This is a genomic window from Curtobacterium sp. SL109 (assembly GCF_026672405.1).
GTDB lineage: Bacteria > Actinomycetota > Actinomycetes > Actinomycetales > Microbacteriaceae > Curtobacterium.
In genome coordinates, this window is the sequence record NZ_JAPPRB010000002.1 from 3255789 (window position 1) to 3281813 (window position 26025).

The following is a 26025-nucleotide window of genomic DNA, read 5'->3' on the forward strand; positions in this document are numbered from 1 at the left end:
GCGAGCCGCGACCCGGGTCCCCCTCGCGCGTGGCCGCCCCGACCCGGACGGCGTCGGTCGCCCAGGCGCGGAGGAAGCCAGCAGCGAAGGCGTCCCCCGCCCCGATCGTGTCGACCACCGTGGCCGGCGTCGCGGGCACCGGCTGCGGTGTCCGCCCGGGCCGCGCGACGAGCACGCCCTCGTGGCCGAGCGTGACGAGGACGAGCGGCGCGTGGCGCGCGAGTTCAGCGGCGGCGGCGACCACGTCGGACGCCCCGGTGAGCGCGAGGGCCTCGTCCTGCCCGGGCATCAGCACGTCGACGCCCGTGATCGCGGCGAGGAAGGCCGCACCCCCGATCGACCGCACCACGGCGACCGACGACGGGTCGAGCGAGACACGGGCACCGCCGACCCGGGCCCGGGCGACGAGCGCGGCGATGCGCTCCGTGCCGCCCGACCCGAGCATCGCGGCTCCGGTCAGGTGGACGACGTCGGCGCGCTGGACCAGGTCGAGCGGGACGTCGTCGGCGCCGAGGAGCGCGCTGGCGCCCCCGTCCGACATGGACGTCCGGCCGACGCTGCTCCGCACGGACACCACGGCACCGGTCGACGTCCTGGGGTCGTAGCCGATCCTCGCGCGCACCCCGGCGTCCTCGAGGGCGCGCTCGTGGCGGTACACGTCGTCGACCCCGACCCGACCGACCAGGTCCACCTCCGCACCGAGCCATCCGAGCCACGTGGCGGCGGCGCCGGCAGCCCCGGCGGGTCGGTGTCGGATCACGGCGGCGGGGTCGTGGTCGCCGGTCGTCCTGGCGCTCGTCTGGACGAGCACGCCGTCGAGGACGTCGCCGACGACCAGGAAGCGTTTCCCGGCACCGCGGCGTCGGCCCCCGACCGACCGTCCGTGACCGGGTGCTGCGGCGCTGAGGGGCGGCACGGGGCGTTCGGGAGGCGGGGTCATCATCTCCACGATACGTGAATCCGAGAATTACTCCACTTCTGTTCGTACAGACTCGGGCCCGGACGCCCAGCCGGGACACAGTCCCCCGCCACGTCTGGACCGACAACTGGTACATCACCGCTACCATGTGTGATGGTCGTACACCGGCGACCCGCCATCCACTGCTCCCGCGGAGACGCCCATGCCTCGCAAGCCCGACCCGACCCTGAAGCCGGCGATCATCAGCAAGGTCGCGCAGCACCTCCAGGGCACCAAGCTCGAGGACGTCTCGGTCCGCAGCCTCGGCCGCGTCCTCGGCACCAGCGCCTACCCGATCGTCTACCACTTCGGATCCCGCGACGCCCTCGTGGACGCCGTCGTCGAGCACCTGGCCGAGGCCACCGCGGGTCTCACGCTCGACCCCGCCACCGACCAGGACGGCCTCGCCACCTACCTGGTGGCCGTCTTCGGCGGCCTCGACGACCCGGAACGCGCCCTCGCCGCACGGTTGACCTTCGAGCTCGGCTCCGTGGAGTCCCTCTGCGATCGAGATCGCGAACGGTCCGTGCACCGCGCCGAGATCGACGCCGTCGCCGCCTGGTGCCGAGCACACGACCGCTGTGATGCCGAGGCGGCACGCACGGCACAGGGCACGGTCCTGGCGGCCCGCGGCATCCAGTGGGGAGCGGTCGTCGACCCGGAGCGGACCGACGCGGACGCGGCGCTCCGCGCCCTCGCCGCCGGCCTGGTGGCCCGCACGGCGTTCGTGACGACCTGATCCTCGGACCGCACGGCAGACGGACGGGAGGCCCGGTGCCAGCTGGCACCGGGCCTCCCGTCCGTCGTCAGGTCACCACCGTGACCCGCCGTCGGTGTGTCAGAGCGTGACGAAGCTCTGCGACTTCGCGTTCGCGAAGCGCGCGGCGACGTTCTCCCAGTCGACGATGTTCCACACGGCCTTGACGTAGTCCGCCTTGACGTTGAGGTAGTCGAGGTAGAAGGCGTGCTCCCACATGTCGAGCATGAAGATCGGGACGAGACCGAACGGGATGTTGCCCTGCTGGTCGAAGAGCTGGAACGTGGTCAGCTTCTGGCCGACGGTGTCCCAGGCCAGGACGGACCAGCCGGAGCCCTGGATGCCGTTCGCGACGGCGGCGAACTGCGCCTTGAACGTGTCGAAGGAGCCGAAGAACTCGTCGATCGCCGCGGCGAGCTCGCCCTCGGGGACCTTGGTGTCCGGGCCGAGGTTGGTCCAGAAGATCGAGTGGTTGACGTGCCCACCGAGGTGGAAGGCGAGGTCCTTCTCGAGCTTGTTGATCGCACCGAAGTTGCCGGACTCGCGGGCCTCGCCGAGCTGCTGCAGGGCGGTGTTCGCACCGGTGACGTAGGCCTGGTGGTGCTTGTCGTGGTGCAGCTGCATGATCTTGCCGCTGATGTGCGGCTCGAGTGCGGCGTAGTCGTACGGCAGCTCCGGCAGGGTGTACTCAGCCATGTGAGTTCCTTTCGATCAGTGGTTGGCGGATGGTGCTCCGCAGCTCACGAGAGCCGGGAACGATCGGTGAGGGAGTGGAATTCCCGGTTGTGGTAGACCAGCGGCTCGCCGCGCTCGGAGCCGAGCACGATGTCGAGCACCTCGGCGACGACGACGGTCGAGCTGCCGATGGGCGTGGTCGAGAGCGGGCGGCACCGGAGCGCCGACGCCGCAGAGGGGAGGTAGCGGTCGCCGGAGGGCAGCGTCCCCCAGATCGGGTCGTCGGCCGCGGGGCTGCCGGTCGACGCGAACCGCCGGGCGAGGGCGACGCCGTGCGAGTCCATGAGGTGCACGACGAACAGCGGGGCGCCGAGGATCGTGCCGGCTGACCCCGAGTTCGTGGAGAGGGAGAACACCAGGACGGGCGGGTCGATCGCGACGCTCGCGACGCTGGAGGCGGTCAGGCCGGTCGGGCCGTCCGGTCCCTCGGCGGTGATCACGGCGACGCCGGCGGGGTGGCCACGGAACGCGGACTTGTAGGCGTCGGCGATGGTGGTCGGGACGGCGTCCGCGGGGATGGCTTCGGGCATGGGAGTCGTCGTTCGTTCCTCGTTCGGGTGCGGTGTGGCCGTGGTCCTCGTGGCCAGGTCCCAACGTATGACCTGAACCCTGGTTGAGGTCAACGATTCCCAGGTTCGGGGCATCCCGGGCGCGCCGACCGGACGGCGCGGTGGCGGCCCACCGCGCGGGCCCAGCAGGGGGTCAGCGGCGACGCAGCATGACGACCGCGCCCGCGGCGGCGACGACCATGAGCACCGCGGCGACGCCGGCCGTGATCGTCACGCCGGAGTCGAACGCCGCCCGGGCCGACTCGAGGAGCACCTGCCCAGCGGTGCCGCCGAGCTCGTTCGCCGCCGACACCGCGCCGCCGAGGGTCTCCTGCGCCGCGGTGTGCGACGTCGACGACAGCCCGCCCGGCACCACGACGTGCGCGCGGTAGGCCGTGGCCAGGATCGTGCCGAGGATCGCGGTCCCCAGCACGGCACCGATCTCGTACGCGGTCTCGGACACCGCCGACGCCGCGCCGGCCTTGTCCGCCGGGGCCGTGGAGATGATGAGGTCGTTCGTGATCGTCTCGGACGCGCCGATCCCGATGCCGAGCAGCACGAAGGCGAACGCCAGCGCGGCGATCGATGCATGGTGCCCGAGCACCGCGACCAGGCCGTACGCGGCGGCGGAGAACAGCAGGGCGACGCTGACGACCCACCGCGGCGCGACACGGGCCACGATCGGCACGGCGACGATGCCCGCGACGATGGTCAGCACGGACCCGGGGATCAGGACGATGCCGGACGCGAAGGGGTCGAGCCCGGCCACGAGCTGCAGGTGCTGGGCGATGAAGAACAGGAACCCGGTGAGCGAGAACATCGCCGCCATGTTCATCAGCACGCTGCCCGTGAACGCCGTGCTGCGGAACAGCCGGAGGTCGAGCATCGGGGTGCGCGTGCGGAGCTGCCGACGGACGAAGGTGATGCCGCAGATCACGCCGACGGCGACCATCGCGATGGCGAGGCCGCGCTCCTCGGGGTGCACGATCGACTTGATCGCCCACGCGACCGGCGCCAGCGTGCCGAGCGAGAGCAGCATGCTCACGACGTCGACCGGACCGGGGTTGCGGTCGCGGGACTCCGGCACGCAGAACGGCACGGCCGCCAGCATCACGACGAGGATCGGCACCGCGACCAGGAACACGCTGCCCCAGTGGAAGTGCGCCAGGAGCGCGCCGCCGACGAGCGGGCCGAGGGCGTTCCCCGCGGCGAACATCGTCGACCAGACGGCGAGGGCCATGCGACGCTCCCCCGCATCGGGGAACACGTTGCGGATGATCGAGAGCGTCGCCGGCATGAGCATCGCGCCGAACACGCCCATCGCCACGCGGGCGGCGACGAGCATCCAGGCGTCGGTGGCGAAGGCGGCCGCGACGGACATCGCGGCGAACCCGGTCGCACCGACCACCAGGATCCGGCGGCGTCCGATCCGGTCACCGATGCTGCCCATCACCACGAGCAGCCCGGCCAGCACGAGCGGGTAGGCGTCGACGATCCAGAGCTGCGTGGTGGCGTCCGGGTTCAGCGCCCGGGCGATGGACGGCAGCGCGAAGCTGAGGATCGTGTTGTCGACCGAGATGAGCAGGACGGGCAGCATCAGGACCGCGAGCGCCAGGAACCGTCGTGCGCGGCTCGCGGTGACACGCGTGGCGACGGGACTGGTGAGGAGTGCGGACATGGTGGTGCTCCGAGGACTTCGAGGGAGGTGCCACGGGCGCGGAAGTCGTCACGCGGCCCGGCAGGACTCCGTCTACTGTACCGTCCGGACGGTTGTGGTTGCAAATGCAACCAACGTCGGGAAGGAGGCTCGGTGCCGGACTTGCGCCGAGCCTCCCGTCCGGCGGTGGTCGTGCCCACTGCCCCGGCCGAGCGGTCAGGCCGACTCGCGCACCAGCAGGCGGTGGCGCACGGTGCGCTGCACCGTCGGTCCCTGGCGCGGGAGGTCCCCCGCGAGCATGCCGAGCGCGAGGTCGAGCGCCTGCTGCGCGACCGTCTCGAGGTCGACCGCGAGCGTGGTGAGGGTCGGCGCGACGAGACCGCCGAGCGGCAGGCCGTCCACGCCGACCACGCGGACGTCACCCGGCACGTCGACGCCCGCACGGCGGCAGGCCGACAGCACGCCGAGGGCGGTCACGTCGTTGAAGGCGAGCACGGCGTCGAGCCGTCGGCGGTCGGTGAGCAGTCGTTCGGTGGCCGCGGCGCCTGCCGCAGCGGTCGGTTCCCCGCCGTGGACGAGTTCTGGCAGGTAGCCGCGTCGGCGCAGCGCGTCGGCCATCAGCCCACCGCGGTGGCTGGGCGCTCCGTCGGTCGAGGCGTCGAGGACCACGGGGTGCTTGACGCCCGTGGCGACGAGGTGGTCGGCGAGTGCGTCGATGGCCTCGGTCGGGTCGATGCGTACGGCCGCCCGGGTGACCGTGCCGGCGGGGTCGAGCTCGACGACCGGCACCGAGCCGAGCTGTTCGATCCACTCCGGAGCGCGCAGCCCGAGGTACCCGATGACGACGTCGGTCTGGACGCCGAGGGCCTGCACCATGCGGGACGGGTCGCTCGCGAGCCCGACGTCGGCGAGCATCACGTTCCACCCGCGGTCCGCGGCCAACCCGAGCACCGCGGCGGCGAGCTCCGGCGAGTACGGATTGCGGAGGTCGTCGACGACCAGGCCGAGCTGGTGGTCGCCGCCGGTGACCAGGCCACGGCCGAAGCGGGACGGGCGGTAGTCGAGGGCCTCGGCCGCCAGGAGGACCCGCTCCTTGGTCGCCGCGCTGATGCCGGTCATGCCGTTCATCGCCCGGGTGACCGTCTGCCGGGACACCCCGGCGGCCGCGGCGACGTCGATGATCGTCGCGCGGCCGGCGGGGGTCGGGGGCTGCTTGCCCGCGGTCGTCTCGCCCGGCGGCGTCGCGCCTGGCGTCGTCTCGCCCGGCGTCGTCGCGCCCGGCGTCATCGCACCCGGCGTCGTCTCGCTCAGGCGCGGAGGTCCAGCCACGCGACCTGCTCCGGGGTGAGCTCGACGGAGAGGCCGGTCATCGAGGAGCGGGCCTCGGCGATGGTGCGCGGTCCGAAGAGCGGGAAGGTCGGGAACGGCTGGTTGAGGACGTACGCCAGGGCGATCGCCGTGGCGGGGACGCCGAACTGCTCGCCGAGTTCGCTCGCACGTCGGAGCCGCTCGAAGTTGTCGTCGCTGTAGTAGCAGCGGACGAGCTCGGCGTCGCTGGTGTCCTCCGGCGTCGCACGACCGGTGAAGAACCCGCGCGCCTGGGACGACCAGGGCAGCAGTGGGACCTGGCGCTCCTCGAGCCACGCCTTCGACGCGGCGTCGGTGACGTGGCGGCACCCCTCCCACGGCACGTCGTACGCCTCGGCGAGCCCGAAGTGGTTGCTGAGGACGTCGAACCCGTGCTTGCCGTTCGCCTTCGCGTAGGCGTTCGCCTCGTCGAAGCGCGCCAGGCTCCAGTTCGACCCGCCGTACACGCGGATGCGGCCGGCGCGGCGGTGCTCGTCGAGCACGTCGACGAACTCCCCCACGGGCACGTCCTCGTTGTCGCGGTGCATCATGTAGATGTCCGCGTGGTCGGTGCCCTGGCGCTCGAGGCTCTCGAGCAGCTGACGGCTGAGGGACTCCGGGTCGCAGTACGGGGTGTGGGCACCCTTCGTGATCACGACGACGTCGTCCCGGATGCCGCGGTTCTGGATCCACTTCCCCAGACGACCTTCGAGCACGCCGCCGCCGTAGATGTACCCGGTGTCGAAGACGTTGCCGCCCCGCTCCACGAACAGGTCGAAGACCGCGCTGGCGTGGGCCAGGTCGGGCTGGTTGTCGACGCCCATCACCAGGCGCGACATCCGCTTGCCGACGCCGGGCACCTCGCCGTACAGCATCGTGGTGTCGGACGCGACGGTGAGCGGTCGGCCGCTGACGGTGGGGATGTCGGCGGTCTCGGCCTCGAACGGGTAGCGCAGGTCGATCGCGGCGCGCCAGCGGTCGAGCGTGCGGGCGGTGGCGAGTGACTCGTCGAGGGTCATCTGCGCGGCCTCGCCCTGGCCGGCGGCAAGTGCGGCGGTGGTGGCGTCGGCTTCACGGGCGTAGGGGTGCTCGCCGGCGAAGGACAGCGTGCGGGGGTCGTCGTCGACGGTGCTGACGACGATCGTCGGGTCGTCGCCGAGCGTCCACGGGTCCGCCAGGGTGATGCGTCCGCGGGTGCCGTACACGGTGACGGCGTTGTCGTCCTGCACGCGGACACCGGTGCGGACGTTCGCGGTGATCGTGCGACCGGCGCGGCCGCGGTAGGTCAGGTCGGCGGTGGTCCACTCGTCGACGCCGGTCGGGCCGAGGGTGCCGGTGGCGGTCAGGTCCGTCGGCTCCGCGACGGCCGTGCCCGTGGCGGCCTGCACGATCGCCGCGGTCATCGTCACGGGGTAGCCGCCGACGTCGAGGATGCCGCCCCCGGCGGTGTCGACGTCGAACAGCCGCCCGGTGCGCTCCCCCACCCGGAACGCGAAGGAGGCGTCGACGTGGGTGACGTCGCCGATCGCGCCCTGGCGGACGAGGTCGAGCAGTGCCGAGGTCTGCGGGTGGAAGCGGTACATGTAGGCCTCGACCAGGGGCAGGCCGGCGACCCGGGCGGCGTCGACCAGGGCCATCGCGGTGCCGTGGTTCGGCGCGAGGGGCTTCTCGCACAGCACGGCCTTGACCGCCTGCAGCGCTGCCAACACCAGGTGCGCGTGACCGGTGTGCACGGTCGAGACGTAGACGGCGTCGACGCGTGGGTCGGCGAGCACCTCGACGTAGGTCGTCGCCGTGACGTCGGCGAACCCGTGGCCGGCGGCGTCCTCGGCGAACGAACGTGCGCGCTCGACGGACGAGCTGCCCGCGGCGACGAGCGTGGCGCCTGCCGTGCTCGCCGGCAGCTGGGAGAGGAACCGGCGGGCGATGCTCCCCGGGCCGAGGACGGCCCAGCCGGGGGTGTCGCCGGACGGGGTCGGGGTGGTGCCGGTGGTGGTCGCGGTCTGCGCTGACATGCGGATCCTGTTCGTCTCGTGAACCTTCACGGTCACGACGACCCTAGGGCAGTTCCCTCCGCTCGATCAAGGGTCGTGAGCGTTCACGAGGCGGCCGTGGGACCAGCACGAGCCCGTGGTTCCCTAGACTTCCCCCATGGCCAGTGCCCGCGACCGCGTCCTCGACAGCTTCGTCGCCATCGTGTGCGAGGAGGGCGAGCGTCCCGCCACGCTCGACGCCGTCGCCGCTCGTGCCGGGGTGTCGAAGGGCGGACTGCTCTACCACTTCGGCTCGAAGGCCGCCCTCGTCGAGGGGCTCTGCGACCGCCTCGTCGACCTGTCCACGGCCGACGTCGAACGGATGCGCGACGCCGAGGACGGGCCCGCCCGCTACTTCGTCCGCAACTGCCAGTTCGTCGGCAGCGAGCTCGACCTGGCGCTCCTCGCCGCCAGCCGTCTGCAGCAGGCCGGGTACGCGGAAGCCGGGCGCACGCTCGACGAGACCGAGAACGCCTGGCTCGCCACCCTGGTCGAGGCCCTCGGCGACGCACCCACCGCGCAGGCGATCAAGCTGATGGGCGACGGGCTGTACCACGCCGCGTCACTGGGTGCCGCGAGCGACGTCCGGCCCGACCGCGCGACGGTCGACATGGAGTCGTTGCTCGGCGTCGTCGACCGGCTCGTGTCCACCAAGCCCGCTGCGTGAACCAGCGCGGGCGCCCCTGGGGATAGACTTGGGGTGATCCACCCGTCTGACCTCCGGAGGTACCCTGTGGGCCGCGTCATCGCCGCTTTCTTCTCGATCCTGCTGCTGCTGGTGTCGATGTACCTGTTCGGGTTCGCGTTCCAGGTGGACTCGGGTCAGGCCTTCGTATTCATGGCGGGCGTCCTCCTGATGTCGCTCTCCTTCTTCCTGCCGATCCACGTCTTCGGCAAGAAGTAGCCACAACGTCGAGAACGGCCCCGCACCTCACCGGTGCGGGGCCGTTCTGCGTCGCGGGCCGATCCGCGCCGTGACCGGGCTCAGGCGGGGACGCGCAGGCTCCGCAGGGCGACGGCCGTCGCGATGGCGGCGTGTGCGGCCTCGGCACCCTTGTCCTCCTTCGACCCGGGCAGGCCGGCCCGGTCGATCCCCTGCTGCTCGTCGTCCAGGGTGAGCACCCCGAAGCCGACGGGCTTGCCGGTGTCGATCGCCACGCGGGTGAGGCCGCTCGTGGCCGCGTCGGAGACGTACTCGAAGTGCGGGGTGCCGCCGCGGATGATCACGCCGAGCGCGACCGCGGCGTCGAAGCCGGACTCGAGGGCGACCTTGGCCACGACGGGCAGCTCGAAGCTGCCCGGGACGGGGATGACGGTGGCCTCGGCGCCGAGCCGCTCGACCTCGCGCTGGGCCCCGGCGAGGAGCCCTGCCGCGATGGTGTCGTGCCACTGTCCGGCGACGATCGCCACCCGGATGCCGCTGCCGTCGACCTGGTCGCGGTCCGCCGCGCCTGCTCCGCTCATCGTGTGGTTCCTTCCGTGGGCACGACGATCGTCGTCGCCCGGTCGGCTGCGTCAAGCCACTCGGCCAGCGCAGCGATGGTGATGACGGGCACGCCCTCGCGCGCCCCCAGTTCGACGAGCCGCGGCAGCCGCATCATGCTGCCGTCCTCGTCGACGATCTCGCAGATCGCCGCCGCCGGTCGCAGCCCGGCTGCGGTGACGAGGTCGATCGCTGCTTCGGTGTGCCCGGAGCGCTCGCGGACGCCGCCGGGTCGGGCTCGCAGGGGCACGACGTGTCCGGGGCGGTGCAGGTCGTCGCGCACCGAGGTGGGGTCGGCGAGGACCCGCAGCGTCCGGGCGCGGTCGTGGGCGCTGATGCCGGTCGTGACCCCGACCGCGGCGTCGACGGTCACCGTGTAGGCGGTGCCGCGGACGTCCTCGTTGTGCTCGACCATCGGCGGCAGGTCGAGGGCGTCGGCGATCTCGGTGCTCACCGGGGCACAGATGAACCCCGACGAGTGCGCCACGGTCCAGGCGATCCACTCGGGTGTCGCGAGCTCGGCGGAGAGGATGACGTCACCCTCGTTCTCACGGGACTCGTCGTCGGCGACGATCACCGGACGGCCGGCCGCGATCGCGGCGACGGCGTCGTCCACGGTGGACAGGCCGGGCACACGTGCGGGCGCGACCACCGACGAGGAGCCGGCCACGTGCCCTGGTGCGGTCACGTCGGGGTGCTGCGATGCGTCGACGACCATCACCGGGCCTCCAGGCTGGAGAAGTCGGGGGCGAGCTCCGACGGGTCGGCGGGGGTCTGCTCGCGCGCCGCCGCGTCGAGCCGCAGCATGCGGCGGACGTGGCGCGCGAGGACGTCGGTCTCGACGTTGACGCGGTCGCCGGGGACGCGGTCGCCGAGGGTGGTGGCGCTGAGGGTCTCGGGGATGAGGCTGACCTCGAACCAGGCTGCGGCGGGGTCGGTGGACTCCGGCGAGACGGCGCTGACGGTGAGCGAGACGCCGTCGAGCGCGACCGAGCCCTTGTCGACGACGAGCGGGCTGAGCTCCGGCGTCAGGGCGAAGCGGACGCGGCGCCAGCCGTCCCCGTCGGCGGTCTCGAGCACGGTGGCGGTGCCGTCGACGTGGCCCTGGACGATGTGCCCACCGAGTCGGTCGCCGACGGACGCCGCACGCTCGAGGTTGACCGGGTCACCGACGCGGAGCGAGCCGTGTGCGCTCATGTCGAGCGTCTGCTTCATGACGAAGGTGGTGAAGGTGTCGGACGTCTGGTCGACGACGGTCAGGCAGACGCCGCTCGTCGCGATCGAGTCGCCGTGCCGGGCGTCCGAGACCACGAGCGGGCCGCGGATGGTGAGCGCGACGGAGTCGCCGTGGGCGTCGACGGCGGTGACGGTGCCGAGTTCCTCGATGATGCCGGTGAACACTGGTGTCCTCTCAACGGGACTCCGGGTGTGCACGACGATCGTCGGCAGAGCGGAGGTCGCGTCCACGCCGCGTGGTGGGCATGGTCGTGTCCTCCGCCAGCGCGCCTACCATCCGGACTCTCACCGTCGGTCCCGGAATCCCACCGGGTCAGCATCGGTCGGGAGTTCACCCGTCGTCAGCTCGTGGACTGTCACCACCGGTTCGGACTTGCACCGACCCCGGAGCGCTTGCGTACCCCGAACGATACCCCAGCCCCCTGACGCGCGCGGCGTGCGGGTCACACGCGGTCATCCACGCCCCCGCGCCAGCGCCACCGCCTGGCGGAGCGACAGGTCCGGCAGGTACGCGCGGACCACGGCGATGCCGATCGACGGCAGCGCCACGGGGTCCGGGTACGCCAGGACGAGCGGGTGCAGCTCCGGCCCGAACTTGAGCTTGAACTTGAGCAGCGACCGGAACCCGTAGACCGGCTCGAGCACCCCGCCGACGAGTTCGAGGAGGTTCTGCACGCCCTCCCCGGGCGACGACGACGCCGCGGACGGGGCCGACGCCGCCGACGGGTCCGACGGGGCCGACCCCCGCGCCGACGCGGTCGAGGGCGCCTGGGCCAGCGGTGCAGCGGACAGGCTCAGGCGCGCGACACCGTCCTCACGCATCCGGTCCGCGGCGCTCGCGACGAGGAACTCCATCACGCCGTTCGGTGCCGCGCTCGTGCGACGCATCACGTCCAGCGTCCACCCGACGACGCGGCCCTGGTCGTAGGAGGGCAGCCAGCTCGTCACGGCGAGCACGGTGCCCTCGGCGTCCTGCGCGACGAGCGTCCGGACGGCCGGGTCCCGCATCTCGTCGACGCCGCCGAGCGTGAAGCCCATCTCCGGCAGCTCACGCTCCGAGACCCACTCCTCGGAGATCGCCTCGATCTGGCGGACGGTGGCCGTGGGCAGGTCCTGCCAGCTCGACCACGTCGCCGTGATGCCCTCGCGCGCCGCCTTGTTCACCGAGGTGCGGACGTCCTGCTTCTTCTTGCCGCTCGTCGTCCAGTCCCGCGGGTCGAAGTCCGCGTCCTCGGCGACCGGGAGCGTGCCCCAGCCGAGCGCGCGGAGGGGCGCGGCGACGGTCTCGTCGACGCCGTAGAGCACCGGGGTCCAGCCGTTGTCGTCGCAGAACCGGGCGAAGGCCGTGAGGGCGTCGTCGCGTGCGTCCTGGTGTCCGAACGGCCCGCCGAGCGTCACCGCGACGCCACCGTTCCGCCGGTACGCGATGCCGGCTCGACCGTCTGCCGTGAACCAGTAGGCGTTGCCCTGCCACGTCGTCATCCAGCCGAAGGTGTCTCCCCCGCCGGCCACGAGCAGTGCCCGGGCCTGCTCCCGCGCGGCCCGGCTGCCGTCGAGGTCGGTGTCGGTCGGTGCGGCACCCGTCGGGCGGACGGCGGCGACGGCCACCACGAGCCACAGGATCGGACCGGCGAGACCGAGGGTCAGCCGGAGCCCGGGGTCGAGCCGCGGCAGGTGCTCCCAGAACGTCGTCGGCGCGAGCGGGCCGAGCGCGGAGACGACGATGCGCCAGGGCTCGTCGATGCGGACCGGGGAGGCGTCGGCGACGACGAGCATCACGACGACGAGCACGACGGCGGCGCCGAGCACGGCGATCCCGAACCCGGCGAGACGACGGCGGGTGGGCAGCACGGTGAACGACCGACGCAGCAGCACCAGGACGACGGCCGTGGCGAGCGGGACCGCGATCGACGCGATGATCGACAGCGTCACGATGAGCCGGTCCTCGGTCCCGTGCAGCCGTTCGACCCGGCCGGGCACCAGGCCGTAGGTGACCGCGGCGGCGATCGCCGTCACCAGGTCCACGACCACGACCAGCCACACCGCGAACCGACTGCCTCGGAACAGCCCGAGCCCGCCCACGACCAGGACGAGGAGCGGCGGGACCGCGAGGAGCAGCGTCCACGGGTCCGTTGCCCGGTACGCCAGCAGTCCGCGGAGGCACTGCCCGGCGACCCCGTCGGCCCGGCATCCGGCGACCGGGGTGACCGGGCCCGCACCGACGACGGCGGCGATCGGCGCGAGGATCCCGACCCGGGCGCGGGACACGAGCGCGATGACCGGGCCGACGGCCGACACCAGCACCGCGGTGCCGAGGAGCACCCGGGTCTCCCGGTGCGAGCTGCGGGTCCAGCCGACACGCTTCGGGGCGTTGCGGAGGGTCTCGCCGAGCACCCAGCCGGCCGCGGCGGCGAGCACCGCGTAGAGGTCGGACGCGTGTCCGGCGTAGAGGAACAGGGCGGCCACCACGGCCAGGGTGCCCACCCGGATGCGGCGACGCCACAGCGGACCGGCGAAGGCGCTCGCCGTGGCGATCGTGCCGACGATGGCTGTCCACGGGTCGAAGGCCGTCGCTCGTCCGGCGATGAGCGCCCCGGCGTTCCGTCCGTCGAGGTCGACGAAGGCGCTGAGCGCTCCGATGCCCGTCCCGACCACGGTCGTCACGACGAAGGCGACCGCCGTGCGCCACGAGCCCATCAGGCGCTCCGCTGCGCCGACCAGCACGACGACGCCGGCGAGGGTGAGCAGGAGCGCGACGACGCCGGTCGAGACGACGAACACGCGGAGCGGACCGAACGACGCCGGACCGAAGGCGTCGCCGAGCGCAGCAGCGTGGGCGTGGTGCCCGGCTGCGACGCCGTGGGTCAGGCGCATCACGACCCCGATGACCGACGTCGCGAGGACCAGCACGACGATCGCGGCCGTCACCGGCGACCGCCGGACCGCGCGGAGCGGAGAGCGGCCGACGTCGCGGAGGGACGGACGACGTCGGGACGCGGTGGCGGTCGCGTTCGCGGTGCTCACAGCGCACCGGCCTGTGCCGGGAGACCGAGGTGCGCGACGACCTGCGGCAGCCCGTGCGTCAGCACGTACCGCACCGTGTTCCAGTCGTGGGCGGAGCCCGGCGAGACGATCAGGGACGTCTGCATCCCCGCGCGCCCCGCTGCGGCGCGGAGCGCGGTGGTCGAGGCCCGATAGGGGGCGTCGTCCTGCCCGAAGCCGAACACCGTGAGGTGCTGTCGGTACGGTGCGTGCCGGCGCATCGTCGCGATGGGGGCAGCGGCCTCGTACGCCGAGCGGGAGCCGTCGAACCCGACCTTGACCGTGTGCGCCTCCGACCCGTTCTTCACCGTGAGCTCGCTCGAGATCGCGAGTGCCGACCCGAACACGTCGGGGTGCTCGGTGGAGAACTGCATCGCGCAGGTCGCCCCCTGCGAGAAACCGGTGATGCCCCAGCCGCTCGGGGCCGCGGCCACGTCGAGGTGCTGCCGGATCCAGTCGACGGTGTCGGTCATGACGTAGGTCGCGCTCCGTCCGAGCCGTCGGGAGTCCACGCACATCGGGTTCCGGTTCGGCGCCCCGAGCTGGTCCGGGCTGACGACGATCGGGGCGAGGCCGTGGTGCGCCCGAGCGTACGTGTCGAGGTCCTCGCCGAGCTCACCCGCCTGGAACATGTCGGACGGCTGGCCGGGCTGCCCGGACAGCGCGACCAGGACCGGCAGCGTCGGTGGGTGGGCGGTGAGGGCCGCCGGTGGCAGCCACACGACCGCGCGGCGCGCGTGGAAGTGGGACACCGTGCCCGGGATCTGCACCGAGATCGTGCGGGCGTGATCCGGCATCGAGGCCGGTGCCGTCCAGGTGGCCGCGTCCACCACCGTCGCGTCCGCCGGGGCCGCGTGCTGGTGCCCGAGCGACCCCGCCGGGTACGGGTCGGTGGTGATCGCCTGTTCGATGGTCCGGTAGGCACCGAAGTCGACGTTGATACCGAGTCCGGTGGCCAGCGCCACGCCGGCGAGCGCGGCGATCGCCACGGACCGACGCCCCCACCCGCCCTGCACGAGGACGGTGATGCACAGCGCCACGGTCGCGCCGAGGAAGGCGACCCACATCCGCGTGACCGGTGTGAAGGCAACGCCGAAGTCGTCCTGCACGTCACCGAACCACCAGACGGCCAGGAGGCCCACCCCGGCCCCGACGAGCAGCGCACCTCCGCGCACGGCGAGTCGACCCCGACCGCTCACGATGGTCCGGCCCACGCCCCGTCGGGAGCGTCGGCCGAGGGGGCCGACGACGGCCCAGAGGGCCAGCAGCCCGGCGACGACGTCGACGGGGACCAGGACCCTCGGGGTCACGATCGGGATGCGGAGCAGTTCGGTGAACACGGGTCCATCGTCCAGCCCTGCGGCTCCCGAGCGGCTGCTGCACCGCTTCCACTGTTCACAGCATCGACATCAGCGGCCCACAGTCGGCGATCAGATCGCTCCCAGGCGTGCCACCGAGGGACACCGGCGTACCGGTGTCCCTCGGCCCTGGTCCTGCTAGTGCTGGCGACGGAGGACGAGCGTCCCGACCCCGAGCAGCAGGAGCAGCAGTGCGAGACCCGCGGGCACGAGGGGCGAGGACGCCCCGGTGTAGGCGAGTCCGGCCGGCGTGGCGCCGGTGCCCGTGCCAGTCGCGGCTGCGGGTGTCGTCGCTGCCGTCCCGACCGGGGTGGTCGTGGCGGTGGTGCGAGCGGCCTCGGCGGTGGTGACGGCGGCGGTCACGGTCGGCGTGGTGCCGGTCGTGGTCGTGCCCGCGGGGACCGTCGTGACGTCACCGGGGGTGGTGCCGTCGTCGCCGGTCGGGACGGTCGTCCCACCAGGGGTGGTCGTGCCGCCCGGCGTCGTCGTGCCACCGGGGGTCGTCGTGCCACCGGGGGTGGTCGTGCCACCGGGGGTGGTCGTGCCACCGGGGGTGGTGACGGGCGTCGTGCCGGCGCCCGGGGTGGTGACGGGCGTCGTGCCGTCGCTCCGGGTCGTCCCGGTGCTGGTGCCGTCACCGACGACGCCGATGCCGTTCCCACCGACCGTGACCGGCAGGCTGATCACCGGGGTGACCTGCGTGCCCGAACCGATGCCACCGTTCCCGGAGGTCGTGCCCCCGGTACCCGTGCCCGTGCCCGTGCCTGTGCCGACCGGCGTGGTCGACCCGGTGCCCGTGTTCGTGCTGGTGCCGTCACCGACGACGCCGACGCCGTTCCCACCGACCGTGACCGGCAGGCTGATCACCGGGGTGACCTGCGTGCCCGAACCGATCCCGCCGTTCCCGGAGGTCGTGCCCCCGGTACCCGTGCCCGTGCCGACCGGCGTGGTCGACCCGGTGTTCGTGCCCGTGCCCGTGTTCGTGCTGGTGCCGTCACCGACGACACCGATCCCGTTCCCACCGACCGTGACCGGCAGGCTGACCACCGGGGTGACCTGCGTGCCCGAACCGATCCCGTCCTCACCCGAGGTGACGGGCGCGGTGCCCGATCCCGTGGCGGGAGCGGTCGGCTGCGACGACGCCGGCGACGAGCCCGAGCCCGTCGCAGCCCCGTCGCCGAGCAGCCCGATCCCGTTGCCCGAGATCGTCACCGGCACCGAGACGACCGGCGACACCTGCGTGCCGGACAGCGTCCCGTCAGCACCGGAGGTCGTCCCTCCCGGACCAGCGGTCCCGGTCCCAGCGGCGCCGGACCCCGTCGTGGGCGTCGAGCCCGACGCCGTGCCCTCGCCGAGGACGCCGAGACCGTTGCCACCGATGGTCACCGGGACCTGGACGGCGGGCACGACCTGGGTGCCCGACGCGATCCCGTCCGACCCGGACGTGGCGGGAGCCGCAGCGGGTGCGGGTGCCGGCGCGGATGCAGCAGGTGCAGCCGGAGCCGCGGCAGGTGCAGCCGGAGCCGCCGCAGGTGCAGCAGTTGCAGCCGCAGGTGCAGCCGACGCAGCAGCGTCACCGAGCACGGCCACCGCGTTGCCGGTCACGTCGACCGGCACGCTGACGACCCCGGCGACCTGGGTGCCGGAGGCGATGCCGTCCGATCCCGAGGTGGTGGGAGCGGCAGCAGCCGGGGCGGGGACGGCAGCCGGCGACGGTGCAGCAGCCGGAGCTGCCACGGCCGACGACACCGCGTCGCCGAGGACGCCGAGCGCGTTCCCGCCGACGGAGACGGGGGCGCCGATCGACGGCGCCACCTGGGTTCCTGACACGATGCCGTCCGTACCGGAGGTCGTCGCCGCGTTCGCCGCGGCCGTCCCCCCGAGCGTCAGTCCACCGAGGAAGAGGGCGAACCACAGCCCTCTCGAGACGTGCTTGTTCATGGTCATCACTCCTGCGTTGAGGTCTTGTGTGCCGACCGCGGGTGCGATCGGATGGCGCGTCCTGCCGAACGGGCAGGTGCGCCGACCTCAGTCAGGTGCGACGTCGTGGTCGCCGGTGGGCGACGTGGGGACCACGTCGACGGCGAGCGAACCGCGGGTCCCAGCGGCGAGGGGGTCCTGGTCGGCGGAGGCGCCGACCGTCCCGACGACACCCGCACCGGCGGAACCGCCGGTCGTGGTGCCGCCGGTGAGTCCGAGTCCGGAGTCGCCGAGCGGCGTCTCTCCGGGAGTCCCCTGCGGGACGAACAGCGCCGTGCCGCCGAGCGTCGCCGAGTCCGGCGCGCTCGTGGTCACGGTCGGCGCCAGCAGTGGGACGGCCGTCCGGACGTCCGCTGCCGACCGGTCCGACACTGACGCACTGCGCTCGGCGACGGGGGCAGTCGACGCGCGCACACCGGTCATCGTGGCTGCACCGGCGGTTCGTGTCCCCGCTGTGGGTCGCGGGACCACGGGTCCGCCGCTGGCCGACCCGCCCGGGTGCCCCACCGTTCCGGAGCCGCCACCCACCGGGGGTGCGGGGAGCTGTGGGAGGGGGGTCGAGCCTCCAGGCAGGGTGCCGAGGACCGGCGGGAGCGGGTCGGCCACGACGTCCGGGACCTCGCCGACGACCGTGCCGACGTCGCCGAGGACGTCGTCGACGACCCCGGTGACCGGTCCGGTGACGGTGCCGAGCGTGTCGTCACCGACGACGCTGCCGACGACCGGCAGTGCTCCGACGACGCCGTCCAGCGTGTCGACGAGCGATGCGACCGGGCGTGCGCCGGTGAGTCCCTGGACGGTCCCGGTGACGGGACGGAGCAGGGCGGCCACGGTGCCGGTGACCGGACGGGAGGCCGGAGTGGCGTCCGTCGGGTCGGCCGCGGTCGTCGGGGTGGTCGGCACCACCGCCGGGGCCGGCTGGGCGGGCTGCGCGGCAGCGGGCGTCGGAAGGGTCGTCGTGGGGGCGGTCGCCGGCGCGGTCGCCGCGGGGGCGGTGGCCGAGGGCTGCTGGTGCACCGGGGCGGGTGCCGCTGCGACGGGAGCGGGTGCGGCGGGTGCCGGGCGGACCTGTGCTGGTGCCGGTGCCGTCGGGACCGGCGCGGGGGCCGGAGCTGCGGGCACGACGACCGGTGCCGGCGCCGGAGCAGCCGGTGCGGGTGCCGGTGCGACGACCTGGCGGACCGGGGCGACCACGGCGTCGACGGCCTGGCCGGCCGTGTCCGTGACGCCGCCGACGACCCCGCCGAGCAGTCCGGAGGTGGACGACGCGGTGGTGCGCAGGCTCGGGGCGTGCTCGGCGGCGGACGCGGTCTGCGCGCCGAGCGTCAACGAGAGCAGCACGGCGGCCGCGCTGACACCGGTGCCCACGAGGGCGTACCGGATCGCAGCGCGCCAGGGTGCGCGCAACGGGTTGTCCATGCGCTCACCTCCTGGTCTGGCTGCGCACGTAGAGTGGTTGACCGGCACGGTACGCCCAGTTCGGCGCCGCGCACCCGATTTCCCAAGAAAACGTCAGGAACGAAGTTGCCCTCGACCTTCAGTGCCCCCACCCGCAACCTCGACGTCGTCACGTTGCACGAGATCCTCCGCCTCCGTCAGGACGTCTTCGTCGTCGAGCAGGAGTGCGCGTACGGGGACATCGACGGCCGCGACCTCGAGCCCGGCACGATCCAGTTCTGGGCAGGCGAGGGCTCGGTCGACTCGACGCTGCGACTGCTGCGCGAGGACGACGGCACCGAGCGCATCGGCCGCGTCGCCACCGCCGCACACGCCCGCGGCGCCGGCCTCGGGGCAGCGCTCATGCAGGCCGCGATCGCCGAGACCCGCTCCCCCGTCGTGACGCTCAACGCCCAGGCACACCTCGAGCAGTGGTACGGCCGCTTCGGCTTCGTCCGCTCGGGTGAGGACTTCGTCGAGGACGCGATCCCCCACGTCCCCATGACCCGCACGCGCTGACCCGGAGCCGCAGGAAGCCGCTCAGGCCTGCCAGCGCCGGAGCTCGTCGTACGACCGCGCCTGCCGCTCCCGGTCCGCGACGAGCCGTTCGAACACGATGTTCGTCTGGGTCGTGGCAACCGAGGGGTCCCCGCTGAGCTCGTCGGCGACGAAGTCCCGCAGCTGCTCGGTCGACGTGCAGGCGATGTGCACGAGGAAGTCCTTGTCGCCCGCCAGGAACGACACGTCGAGCACGACGGGCACCCGCAGCAGGCGCTTGGCGAAGTCGCGGAGCTCGTGCCGTGCGGCCGCGTGGACCCGGACCGACACCATGGCCTCGATCGAGAACCCGAGCCGCGCGACGTCGACGTCCGCGCGGTAGCCACGGATCACGCCGGCGTCCTCGAGCGCACGCACCCGCGTCAGGCACGTCGACGGGGCGATGCCCACCGCGGCCGCCAACCGGTTGTTCGGGATCCTGGCGTCGGCGGCCAGGGTCCAGAGGATGCGCTCGTCCACCTCGTCGAGGCGCGGCGCCGGGTCGGGGCGGCGGGCAGGGTGGTCGGACACCCGACCACCGTAGCGCGGGGTCGGCAGGTCGCCCGAGGGGAGACGACGAACCCGCGGGGTCCCTACATCGCGAGGGTCATGCCGATCACGGCGACCGTCATCGCGAAGACCTCGCCGCTGCGCACGGAGCGACGGTCGTCGCGTCCCCACTCGTACCGCAGCAACCAGCCGCTGAAGGCGCAGTAGCCGATCACGCCACCACCGAGCACGGCCGACAGCGCGATGCCGTGTCCGGCGTGCGGGTCGGCGAGCCCGGAGGCGTGCCCCATCAGGAGCATCCCCGCCATCACGACCGAGGACAGCGCCCGGTGCACGTCCATCGGCTCAGCACGACGCCCGTCGGCACGGCGGCGGCGCATGACCGGCAGCGGCGCCAGGAGCAGCAGCACCGTCGCGGCGAGCAGCGTCCACGAGGACCCCGCGTGCACGACGGGCATGAGCATCGCCACGAGCATCACGGCCGCGGGCACGATCACCCCGGGGCGCGGGCGGTACCGGTCCCCGACGATGCAGCACACGGACGCGAACTGCGGCACGACGAGCATGGCGTCGGCGACGGTCTCGTGCACGGGCGGTCCTGGGTCGGTCCGGGCGGGTCAGTTCGGGGTGGAGGGTGTCAGGCCTCGGTGCGGGCGGCGGCCTTGGCGGCGCGCTCGTGCTTCACGCGGGCGTTCTCCTCGTGCACGGCGGCCTGGGTCGCGCGCTCCTGGACGAGCCACTCGGGCTTCTCCACGAGCAGCTGCTTGATCTCGGCCGTGGTGAGCGCGTCCTCGATGCCGGAGCGGGCGAGGCCGGAGATCGACACCCCGAGCTTCTGCGCGACGACGGGTCGCGGGTGCGGGCCGTCGCGGCGGAGCTCCTCGAGCCACGCCGGCGGCTCGGTGCGGAGCTCGTCGAAGGCGGTCCGCGTGACGGGCGCGTCGCGGAAGGACTCCGGAGCGGCCGACAGCAGGATGCCGAGCTTCTTCGCAGCCGTCTCGGGCTTCATCGTCTGTTCCTGCGCCATGGGGTCAAGGGTACGGCCCCTATGCTCGGTTGCATGACCGTGGCACTCACCATCGCGTTCGTGCCGGGCGTCTCACCCGCCAAGTGGGCCAGGGTCTGGCGCGACCGCTTCCCCTCCGTCGAGCTCCGGCTCCGCCCCGTCGGGCAGGGCGACCTCGTCGCGGCGCTCTCCGCCGAGGACGACGTCGTCGACATGGTCTTCGCCAGGATGCCCGTCCCCGAAGACCTCCGCGCCATCCCCCTCTGGACCGAGACCGCCGTCGTCGCGACCCCGAAGGACTCGGACCTCGCGAAGGCCACCGAGGTCACGGCTGCCCACCTGGAGACCGTCCACATGATCGACGCCGGGCCCGTCCCGGCTGACGTCGACGCTGCGCTCGACCTCGTCGAGGCGAACGTCGGCGTGGTCGTCCTCCCGCAGTCGCTCTTCCGCAAGGCCAGCCGCAAGGACCTCGTCGCCCGCCCGCTCGCCGACGCCGAGGGCACCCGCGTCGCGCTGGTCTGGCGCGACGAGGACTCCTCCGAGCTGACCGAGGAGTTCATCGGCGTCGTCCGTGGGCGGACCGCCAACAGCTCCCGGAGCCAGCCGGACCAGCCAGGAGGCTCGGAGCGCTCCGCCGATGAGCCCTCGCGTCCGGCGCGTGGTGCGGCCAGGAACGCCTCGGCCGGCAGTTCCCGTTCCGGTGAGGCCCCCGGCGGCAAGGCGAAGGCGAAGTCACCCGGCGGCGGCAAGTCCGGCGCCGGCAAGAAGTCGAACACCGGCAAGGGCCCCACCCCGGGGCGCGGGAAGATGCGCGGCAAGCCGAGCCGGGGTTCCAAGGGCAACCGATGACCCACACGCGCCTGCGCGTGATGGCGGCCACGAGCCTCCCGGCCTGGCTCGAGACGAGCATGGCCGAGTACGTGGCGTCCCGGATCCGGTCCGGCGACACCGAGGCCCAGGCCGAGGTCGCCATGCGGAAGTCCGTCGACACGTGGTTCCCGGGTGGCACTCCCGCTCCGGGCCACCACGTGTGGGACGTCGTCGACGGTGACGACACCGTGGTCGGCTCCCTGTGGATCGGGCCGTTCGAACCGGCGGGCCGTGACTGGTGGGTCTTCGACATCGAGATCGCGGAGGCACACCGGCGTCGTGGGCATGCCCGGCGCGCGCTCGAACAGGCGCACGTCGTCGCGAAGGACGCGGGCGCGGCCTCGATCGGCCTGAACGTGTTCGGCTACAACACGGGTGCTGCAGAGCTCTACGAGCAGCTCGGGTACGGCGTGACCTCCGTGCAGATGAAGATCCCGCTGGACTGACCCGTCACGCGTCGGTCAGCGCAGCACGGCCGCTGCGGCTCGCCCGACGCGGTCGCCGCGTGCTGACTCGGCTGCCGTCCGGGCCGCGGTGACGACCCGGGCGTCAGCACGCTCCGCCGAACCGGCGTCGAACGGCGGGTGCGGGTCGTACTCGATCTGCAGCTGGATGCGCTCCGCGGCGGACTGCCCGGCGAGCTCGGCAGCGAGCCAGAGCGCCATGTCGATGCCCGCGCTGACACCGGCCGCGGTGACGACGGCACCGTCGACGACGTACCGCTCGTCCACCGGCGTCGCCCCGAACGCGGCGAGCATCGGCTTCGAGGCCCAGTGCGTCGTCGCCCGCTTGCCGGCGAGCAACCCGGCGGCACCGAGGACGAACGCCCCCGTGCACACCGAGGTGACCCAGGTGGCGTGCTCGGCCTGACGGCGGACGAACGCGACGACGGCGGGGTCGAGCATGGCGTCGAAGGCGCCGTCGCCGCCGGGGACGACCAGGACGTCCGCCGGTGCGGCGTCGGCGAGGGTGACGGTCGGCACGAGCGCGAGCTCGCAGTCGCTCGGCACCGGGTCGAGCGTCGCGGCGACGTACTCCACGCGGGCGCCCGGCACACGGGTGAGCACCTGCGCTGGGCCGGTCAGGTCGAGCTGTGTCAGGTCCGGGAACAACAGGAACGCGATCCGGACGGTGCTCTCGGTCGTCATGCCCGCGACCCTAGCCCCGGTCGCTCGCTGGCGGTCCGGCCGCTGGCGGTCTGGCCGCCGGCGGTCTGGTCGCCGGCAGTGTGGCCGCTGGTGGTCTGGTCAGTTCCAGACGCCCGAGCTGCCGCGGCGGTGACTGCCGACGAGGTGCGTGTCGACGATCCCGAGGGCCTCCATGAGCGCGTGCATGGTCGTCGGGCCGACGAAGGCGAACCCGCGCTTCCGCAGGGCCTTCGACAGGGCGACGGACTCGTCGCTCGTCGTCGGGACCTCGGCGAAGCTGGACGGCTCGGGGGTCGTCGACGGCCGGAAGGACCACACGAAGTCGGCGAGCCCGCCGTCCGCGCGCAGGGCGACCGTCGCGTTCGCGTTGGTGATCGTCGCCAGGATCTTCGCCCGGTTGCGCACGATGCCGGCGTCGGCCAGCAGCCGCTCGACGTCCTGCTCTCCGAAGGCCGCGACCGCGTCCGGGTCGAAGTCGGCGAAGGCAGCGCGGAACGCCGGTCGCTTGGCGAGGATGGTGCGCCACGACAGTCCGGACTGGAAGGCCTCGAGCGAGAGCCGCTCGAACACGCCCCGCTCGTCGTGGACGGGCATGCCCCACTCGGTGTCGTAGTAGTCCCGCAGCAGGGGGTCCGTCGACGCCCACACCGGCCGGGCCAGTCCGTCGTCACCGATCACCAGGTCGCTCACGCCACCATCCTGCCCGACCGACCGGCCACCGGGACCGCGCGTGGTCGTCGGTAGGCTCGCCGCATGACCGAGCAGTCGCGCATCCTCGTCCTCAACGGCCCGAACCTCGACATCCTGGGGCGCCGCGACCCGGAGCAGTACGGCACGGTCACGCTCGCGGACGTCGAGGGCATCGTCCGTGCGGAGGCCGAGGTCCACGGGCTCGGCGTCGACTTCCGCCAGACCAACCGCGAGGGCGAACTCGTCGAGTGGCTGCACGAGGCGCTCGACGACTTCGACGGCGTCGTGATCAACCCCGCCGCCTACGCCCACACCTCGGTCGCGCTGCACGACGCCGTCGAGGCACTGTCCGTCCCCGTGGTCGAGGTCCACCTCTCGAACACCTGGAAGCGGGAGCCCTTCCGGCACGTCGACCACGTGGCCACGGCCGCGACCGCGGTCATCGCCGGGGCCGGCGCGGACGGGTACCGCCTGGCCGTGGCCCACCTGGCGTCCCTGCTGCGCTGACCCGCACGCCGCCGGCGGCGTCTCGACGTCGGCGTCGTGGCTGCGTCGGCGGTCGCCGTGCGCCAGACACCGGTGTTGCGGTGCCGCGCCGCGGATTCCCCCGGCGTCTTCACCAGACACCGGTGTTTCGCACAGGACGTTCCGCGAGACACCGGAGTCTTGCGGAGCACGAGCACGGGCACGGACCGGGGCGGGCGCGGGCGCGGGCGGGGCGCGTCAGAAGTCGGCGGGACGGCGCACGTCGGCGGTGGCGGCCGTCGCGAAGCCGCCGCGGATGATCGGGAGCGCGCGCCGCACGGCCTGGTCGATGCGGAGCTCCAAGTCGAGGCTCGTGATGTCGTAGCCGCCCTCGTGCTTGGTGAAGTCGCGCTCGTTGCCGAACACCCCGAGCGGCAGCGTCGTGGACTGGAAGAAGCCGAACAGCGGACGCATCTGGTGCTCGACGAGCAGCGCGTGCCGGTCGCTGCCGCCCGTCGCGGTCAGGAGCACCGGGGTGTCGACGAGGTCGTACTGTCCGACCCAGTCGAAGAAGAGCTTGAACGCGCCGGAGTAGGCCGCCCGGAACGCGGGACTGCCGACGACGAGGACGTCCGCGGACTCGACGGCCTCGAGCGCAGCGATCGTCGCCGGTGCCATCGAGGCCCGGTCGGACGCTGCCCCGAGGTCGGCCAGCAGCGGGCCGATCTCGACCGTCCGGGTCTCGGCGCCGTCGAGCTCCTCGCCGAGCCGGGCGACCGTGGCCGCGACCAGCGTCGACGTGCGGGACGGGTCGGACGGGCTGCCGCTGACGCCGACGACGTGTGCTCCACTCATGCCTCCGATGCTCACACGGGCGTCGGGCGGCTGCTCGCGTGTGACGGCATGTGTCACCCCAGCCGGGCCGCGTACCGTTCGCGGCATGCAGACGTTCCTGCCCTTCGCCGACTTCCGTGCCTCTGCCGAGGTCCTCGACGACAAGCGGCTCGGCAAGCAGCGCGTCGAGACGCTGCAGGTGATGCGCGCGCTGACGCTGCCCGACTATGGCTGGCAGCACCACCCGGTGACGGCGATGTGGCGCGGGTACCGGCCGGCGCTGATGGCGTACCAGGACGCCACCTGCTCGGTGTGGCTGGAACGCGGGTACGCCGACACCTGCCTGGCGAAGACGCTCGAGGACCTGGCCCGCGTCCCCGAGGACCTGGCCGCCTACGAGCGCGGCGACTACCCGCGGCCGGCGTGGAACGACGACGAAGCCGTGCACGTGTCGCACCGCTCGAAGCTCGTGCAGAAGGACCGGGAGCACTACCTCCCGCTGTTCCCCGACGTGCCGGACGACCTGGACTACGTCTGGCCGGTGCAGTCCGCGAGCGCGCTCAAGCGATCGGCGTCCACCGCGCCCCGTCGCGCCGGGTGACCCGGTCCGACCGGATCTCGACCGTGTCGCGCAGACCGTGCACCGCGTGGCGGGCGATCGCGACGGCGTCGCTGTCCTCGGCGGCCTCGTAGCGGACGACCGCGCAGGGCACCCCGCGCAGCAGTCGGACGTCCTGGGCCTCGACGACGGTCCGCTCGGCGACGAGTCGGGCGGCCTCGGGCAGCACGGCGTCCGGGGCGACCCCGGGGGCGAGGGCACCGACGGCGAGGGTCACGCGGTAGGAGGGCACGCGGCCACGCTAGCGGCGAGCACCGTGCAGTCCAGCACCGGGCGCGGGCGCGGAAGTGCACCCGGGCCCGCCGTGGGGAGCGATGTGGACGTCGTTCAGGGGATTGACGTCCCGCATGCCCACGGCGGGCCTCGGGTGCAGCGGACGGCGGCGACAGGGGTTCGCCTCGCCCGCTCCGGACGCGGTTTCAGGGTCGCGTCCGGTCTGGTCGCGCCACTTCGGTTCCCATGGGGGTGTCGGAACCGAGGGCGCGGGTCCTCAGAGGTGTTCGGTGTCCTCTCGGTACCGCTCCGACTCGCTCGGAGCAGGCATGGACCGGCAGAGCATCGGGAGCAGGGCACTCCCGATCGTGGCGAGCGCACCCACGACGGCGATCAGACCGAGTGGGGCGGTGCCGACGTCGTGTCCGGCTGCCACGGCGAGCGCCACGATGGTCGCCGGTGCCGGGAGGAGCTGCACCGCCAGGAAGCGGTCCTCCCGGGGTGTCCGGGTCATCGTCGCGTTTGCCATGTGGACACTCTGTCGCAGATTGCTTGTCCG

The 26025-nt window shown here is 73.2% G+C and carries 28 protein-coding genes, 1 pseudogene and 1 riboswitch; of the genes and pseudogenes, 8 read left to right on the top strand and 21 right to left on the bottom strand.

Annotated features, from left to right (window positions below):
* Positions 1–109: 109 nt before the first annotated feature.
* Positions 110–943 (bottom strand): annotated as a pseudogene (locus OVA28_RS19230) (carbohydrate kinase family protein); the annotation flags it as partial.
* 178 nt (positions 944–1121) lie between these two features.
* Here OVA28_RS19230 and OVA28_RS16805 point away from each other — a divergent pair.
* Positions 1122–1697 (top strand): hypothetical protein, encoded by a 576-nt coding sequence (locus OVA28_RS16805; protein WP_268097762.1) that lies wholly within the window; start codon positions 1122–1124, stop codon positions 1695–1697.
* 99 nt (positions 1698–1796) lie between these two features.
* Here the strand turns inward: OVA28_RS16805 and OVA28_RS16810 are convergent, their stop codons facing one another.
* The 5 genes from OVA28_RS16810 to OVA28_RS16830 form a co-directional block, all read right to left on the bottom strand.
* Positions 1797–2411: a superoxide dismutase gene (locus OVA28_RS16810; protein WP_194662291.1), complete on the bottom strand. Its 615-nt coding sequence runs from the start codon at positions 2409–2411 to the stop codon at positions 1797–1799.
* Between the two features lie 44 nt (positions 2412–2455).
* Complete coding sequence (locus tag OVA28_RS16815; protein ID WP_194662292.1) at positions 2456–2980, bottom strand: flavin reductase family protein; 525 nt, start codon at positions 2978–2980, stop codon at positions 2456–2458.
* Between the two features lie 172 nt (positions 2981–3152).
* On the bottom strand, positions 3153–4676 hold the full coding sequence (locus OVA28_RS16820; protein WP_268097763.1) for an MFS transporter: 1524 nt from the start codon (positions 4674–4676) through the stop codon (positions 3153–3155).
* A 195-nt stretch (positions 4677–4871) separates the two neighbouring features.
* A complete protein-coding gene (locus OVA28_RS16825) occupies positions 4872–5984 on the bottom strand; it encodes a LacI family DNA-binding transcriptional regulator (RefSeq protein WP_268097764.1) in 1113 nt (370 codons plus the stop codon).
* Positions 5963–8017, bottom strand: coding sequence for an aldo/keto reductase (locus tag OVA28_RS16830; protein ID WP_268097765.1), 2055 nt, complete (start codon positions 8015–8017; stop codon positions 5963–5965). The genes OVA28_RS16825 and OVA28_RS16830 overlap by 22 nt, the downstream gene beginning before the upstream one ends.
* 136 nt (positions 8018–8153) lie before the next feature.
* Between OVA28_RS16830 and OVA28_RS16835 the strand changes: the two genes are divergently transcribed.
* Complete coding sequence (locus OVA28_RS16835) at positions 8154–8702, top strand: TetR/AcrR family transcriptional regulator (RefSeq protein ID WP_194662298.1); 549 nt, start codon at positions 8154–8156, stop codon at positions 8700–8702.
* 66 nt (positions 8703–8768) lie between these two features.
* Positions 8769–8939, top strand: coding sequence for a hypothetical protein (locus OVA28_RS16840; RefSeq protein ID WP_194662300.1), 171 nt, complete (start codon positions 8769–8771; stop codon positions 8937–8939).
* 80 nt (positions 8940–9019) lie between these two features.
* On the opposite strand, the gene ribH is transcribed toward OVA28_RS16840, so the two are convergent.
* From ribH to OVA28_RS16875, 7 genes are all read right to left on the bottom strand, one after another.
* The gene (gene ribH, locus OVA28_RS16845; RefSeq protein WP_071269986.1) at positions 9020–9499 is read right to left on the bottom strand and encodes a 6,7-dimethyl-8-ribityllumazine synthase; all 480 of its coding nucleotides are present in this window, start codon (positions 9497–9499) and stop codon (positions 9020–9022) included.
* Entirely contained in the window at positions 9496–10236 is a 741-nt protein-coding gene (ribB, locus tag OVA28_RS16850) for a 3,4-dihydroxy-2-butanone-4-phosphate synthase (RefSeq protein ID WP_442780807.1), read from the bottom strand. The genes ribH and ribB overlap by 4 nt, the downstream gene beginning before the upstream one ends.
* Positions 10236–10919 carry a riboflavin synthase gene (locus tag OVA28_RS16855; RefSeq protein WP_194662302.1) on the bottom strand — a complete coding sequence of 228 codons (684 nt, stop codon included), beginning with the start codon at positions 10917–10919 and terminating at the stop codon, positions 10236–10238. The genes ribB and OVA28_RS16855 overlap by 1 nt, the downstream gene beginning before the upstream one ends.
* Positions 10920–11015: 96 nt before the next feature.
* Positions 11016–11150: riboswitch (FMN riboswitch) on the bottom strand.
* Positions 11151–11207: 57 nt separating this feature from the next.
* Complete coding sequence (locus tag OVA28_RS16860) at positions 11208–13778, bottom strand: bifunctional lysylphosphatidylglycerol flippase/synthetase MprF (protein ID WP_268097766.1); 2571 nt, start codon at positions 13776–13778, stop codon at positions 11208–11210.
* Positions 13775–15136 carry an alpha/beta hydrolase gene (locus OVA28_RS16865; protein ID WP_268097767.1) on the bottom strand — a complete coding sequence of 454 codons (1362 nt, stop codon included), beginning with the start codon at positions 15134–15136 and terminating at the stop codon, positions 13775–13777. The genes OVA28_RS16860 and OVA28_RS16865 overlap by 4 nt, the downstream gene beginning before the upstream one ends.
* A 156-nt stretch (positions 15137–15292) precedes the next feature.
* Complete coding sequence (locus OVA28_RS16870) at positions 15293–17095, bottom strand: chaplin family protein (RefSeq protein WP_268097768.1); 1803 nt, start codon at positions 17093–17095, stop codon at positions 15293–15295.
* Positions 17096–17182: 87 nt separating this feature from the next.
* Positions 17183–18553: a hypothetical protein gene (locus OVA28_RS16875; protein WP_268097769.1), complete on the bottom strand. Its 1371-nt coding sequence runs from the start codon at positions 18551–18553 to the stop codon at positions 17183–17185.
* Positions 18554–18658: 105 nt separating this feature from the next.
* Here OVA28_RS16875 and OVA28_RS16880 point away from each other — a divergent pair, with 105 nt between their 5' ends.
* Positions 18659–19090, top strand: a complete 432-nt coding sequence (locus tag OVA28_RS16880) for a GNAT family N-acetyltransferase (RefSeq protein ID WP_194662309.1) — start codon at positions 18659–18661, stop codon at positions 19088–19090.
* A gap of 21 nt (positions 19091–19111) precedes the next feature.
* Here the strand turns inward: OVA28_RS16880 and OVA28_RS16885 are convergent, their stop codons facing one another.
* From OVA28_RS16885 to OVA28_RS16895, 3 genes are all read right to left on the bottom strand, one after another.
* Positions 19112–19639, bottom strand: coding sequence for an Lrp/AsnC family transcriptional regulator (locus tag OVA28_RS16885; RefSeq protein ID WP_268097770.1), 528 nt, complete (start codon positions 19637–19639; stop codon positions 19112–19114).
* 62 nt (positions 19640–19701) lie between these two features.
* The gene (locus OVA28_RS16890; protein WP_268097771.1) at positions 19702–20208 is read right to left on the bottom strand and encodes a hypothetical protein; all 507 of its coding nucleotides are present in this window, start codon (positions 20206–20208) and stop codon (positions 19702–19704) included.
* Positions 20209–20255: 47 nt separating this feature from the next.
* Positions 20256–20645: a DUF5997 family protein gene (locus OVA28_RS16895; protein WP_194662315.1), complete on the bottom strand. Its 390-nt coding sequence runs from the start codon at positions 20643–20645 to the stop codon at positions 20256–20258.
* Positions 20646–20678: 33 nt separating this feature from the next.
* Between OVA28_RS16895 and OVA28_RS16900 the strand changes: the two genes are divergently transcribed.
* Both OVA28_RS16900 and OVA28_RS16905 read left to right on the top strand, forming a co-directional pair.
* Positions 20679–21476, top strand: coding sequence for a LysR family transcriptional regulator substrate-binding protein (locus OVA28_RS16900; protein ID WP_268097772.1), 798 nt, complete (start codon positions 20679–20681; stop codon positions 21474–21476).
* The gene (locus tag OVA28_RS16905; RefSeq protein ID WP_268097773.1) at positions 21473–21943 is read left to right on the top strand and encodes a GNAT family N-acetyltransferase; all 471 of its coding nucleotides are present in this window, start codon (positions 21473–21475) and stop codon (positions 21941–21943) included. Before OVA28_RS16900 ends, OVA28_RS16905 begins: the two co-directional genes overlap by 4 nt.
* A gap of 15 nt (positions 21944–21958) precedes the next feature.
* Here the strand turns inward: OVA28_RS16905 and OVA28_RS16910 are convergent, their stop codons facing one another.
* Together OVA28_RS16910 and OVA28_RS16915 are read right to left on the bottom strand one after the other, a co-directional pair.
* Positions 21959–22645 (bottom strand): DJ-1/PfpI family protein, encoded by a 687-nt coding sequence (locus OVA28_RS16910; protein WP_268097774.1) that lies wholly within the window; start codon positions 22643–22645, stop codon positions 21959–21961.
* 99 nt (positions 22646–22744) lie between these two features.
* The gene (locus OVA28_RS16915; protein WP_268097775.1) at positions 22745–23335 is read right to left on the bottom strand and encodes a DNA-3-methyladenine glycosylase I; all 591 of its coding nucleotides are present in this window, start codon (positions 23333–23335) and stop codon (positions 22745–22747) included.
* 63 nt (positions 23336–23398) lie between these two features.
* Here OVA28_RS16915 and aroQ point away from each other — a divergent pair, with 63 nt between their 5' ends.
* Positions 23399–23842, top strand: a complete 444-nt coding sequence (gene aroQ, locus OVA28_RS16920) for a type II 3-dehydroquinate dehydratase (RefSeq protein WP_268097776.1) — start codon at positions 23399–23401, stop codon at positions 23840–23842.
* Between the two features lie 216 nt (positions 23843–24058).
* Here aroQ and OVA28_RS16925 read toward each other — a convergent pair whose 3' ends face one another.
* On the bottom strand, positions 24059–24655 hold the full coding sequence (locus tag OVA28_RS16925; protein ID WP_194662322.1) for an NAD(P)H-dependent oxidoreductase: 597 nt from the start codon (positions 24653–24655) through the stop codon (positions 24059–24061).
* A gap of 85 nt (positions 24656–24740) precedes the next feature.
* Here OVA28_RS16925 and OVA28_RS16930 point away from each other — a divergent pair, with 85 nt between their 5' ends.
* Positions 24741–25235 carry an MSMEG_6728 family protein gene (locus OVA28_RS16930; protein ID WP_268097777.1) on the top strand — a complete coding sequence of 165 codons (495 nt, stop codon included), beginning with the start codon at positions 24741–24743 and terminating at the stop codon, positions 25233–25235.
* Here the strand turns inward: OVA28_RS16930 and OVA28_RS16935 are convergent.
* Together OVA28_RS16935 and OVA28_RS16940 are read right to left on the bottom strand one after the other, a co-directional pair.
* Positions 25195–25485, bottom strand: coding sequence for a hypothetical protein (locus OVA28_RS16935; RefSeq protein ID WP_268097778.1), 291 nt, complete (start codon positions 25483–25485; stop codon positions 25195–25197). The two genes, OVA28_RS16930 and OVA28_RS16935, sit on opposite strands and share 41 nt — an antisense overlap.
* A 258-nt stretch (positions 25486–25743) precedes the next feature.
* Positions 25744–25995, bottom strand: a complete 252-nt coding sequence (locus tag OVA28_RS16940) for a hypothetical protein (RefSeq protein ID WP_268097780.1) — start codon at positions 25993–25995, stop codon at positions 25744–25746.
* Positions 25996–26025: the final 30 nt, after the last annotated feature.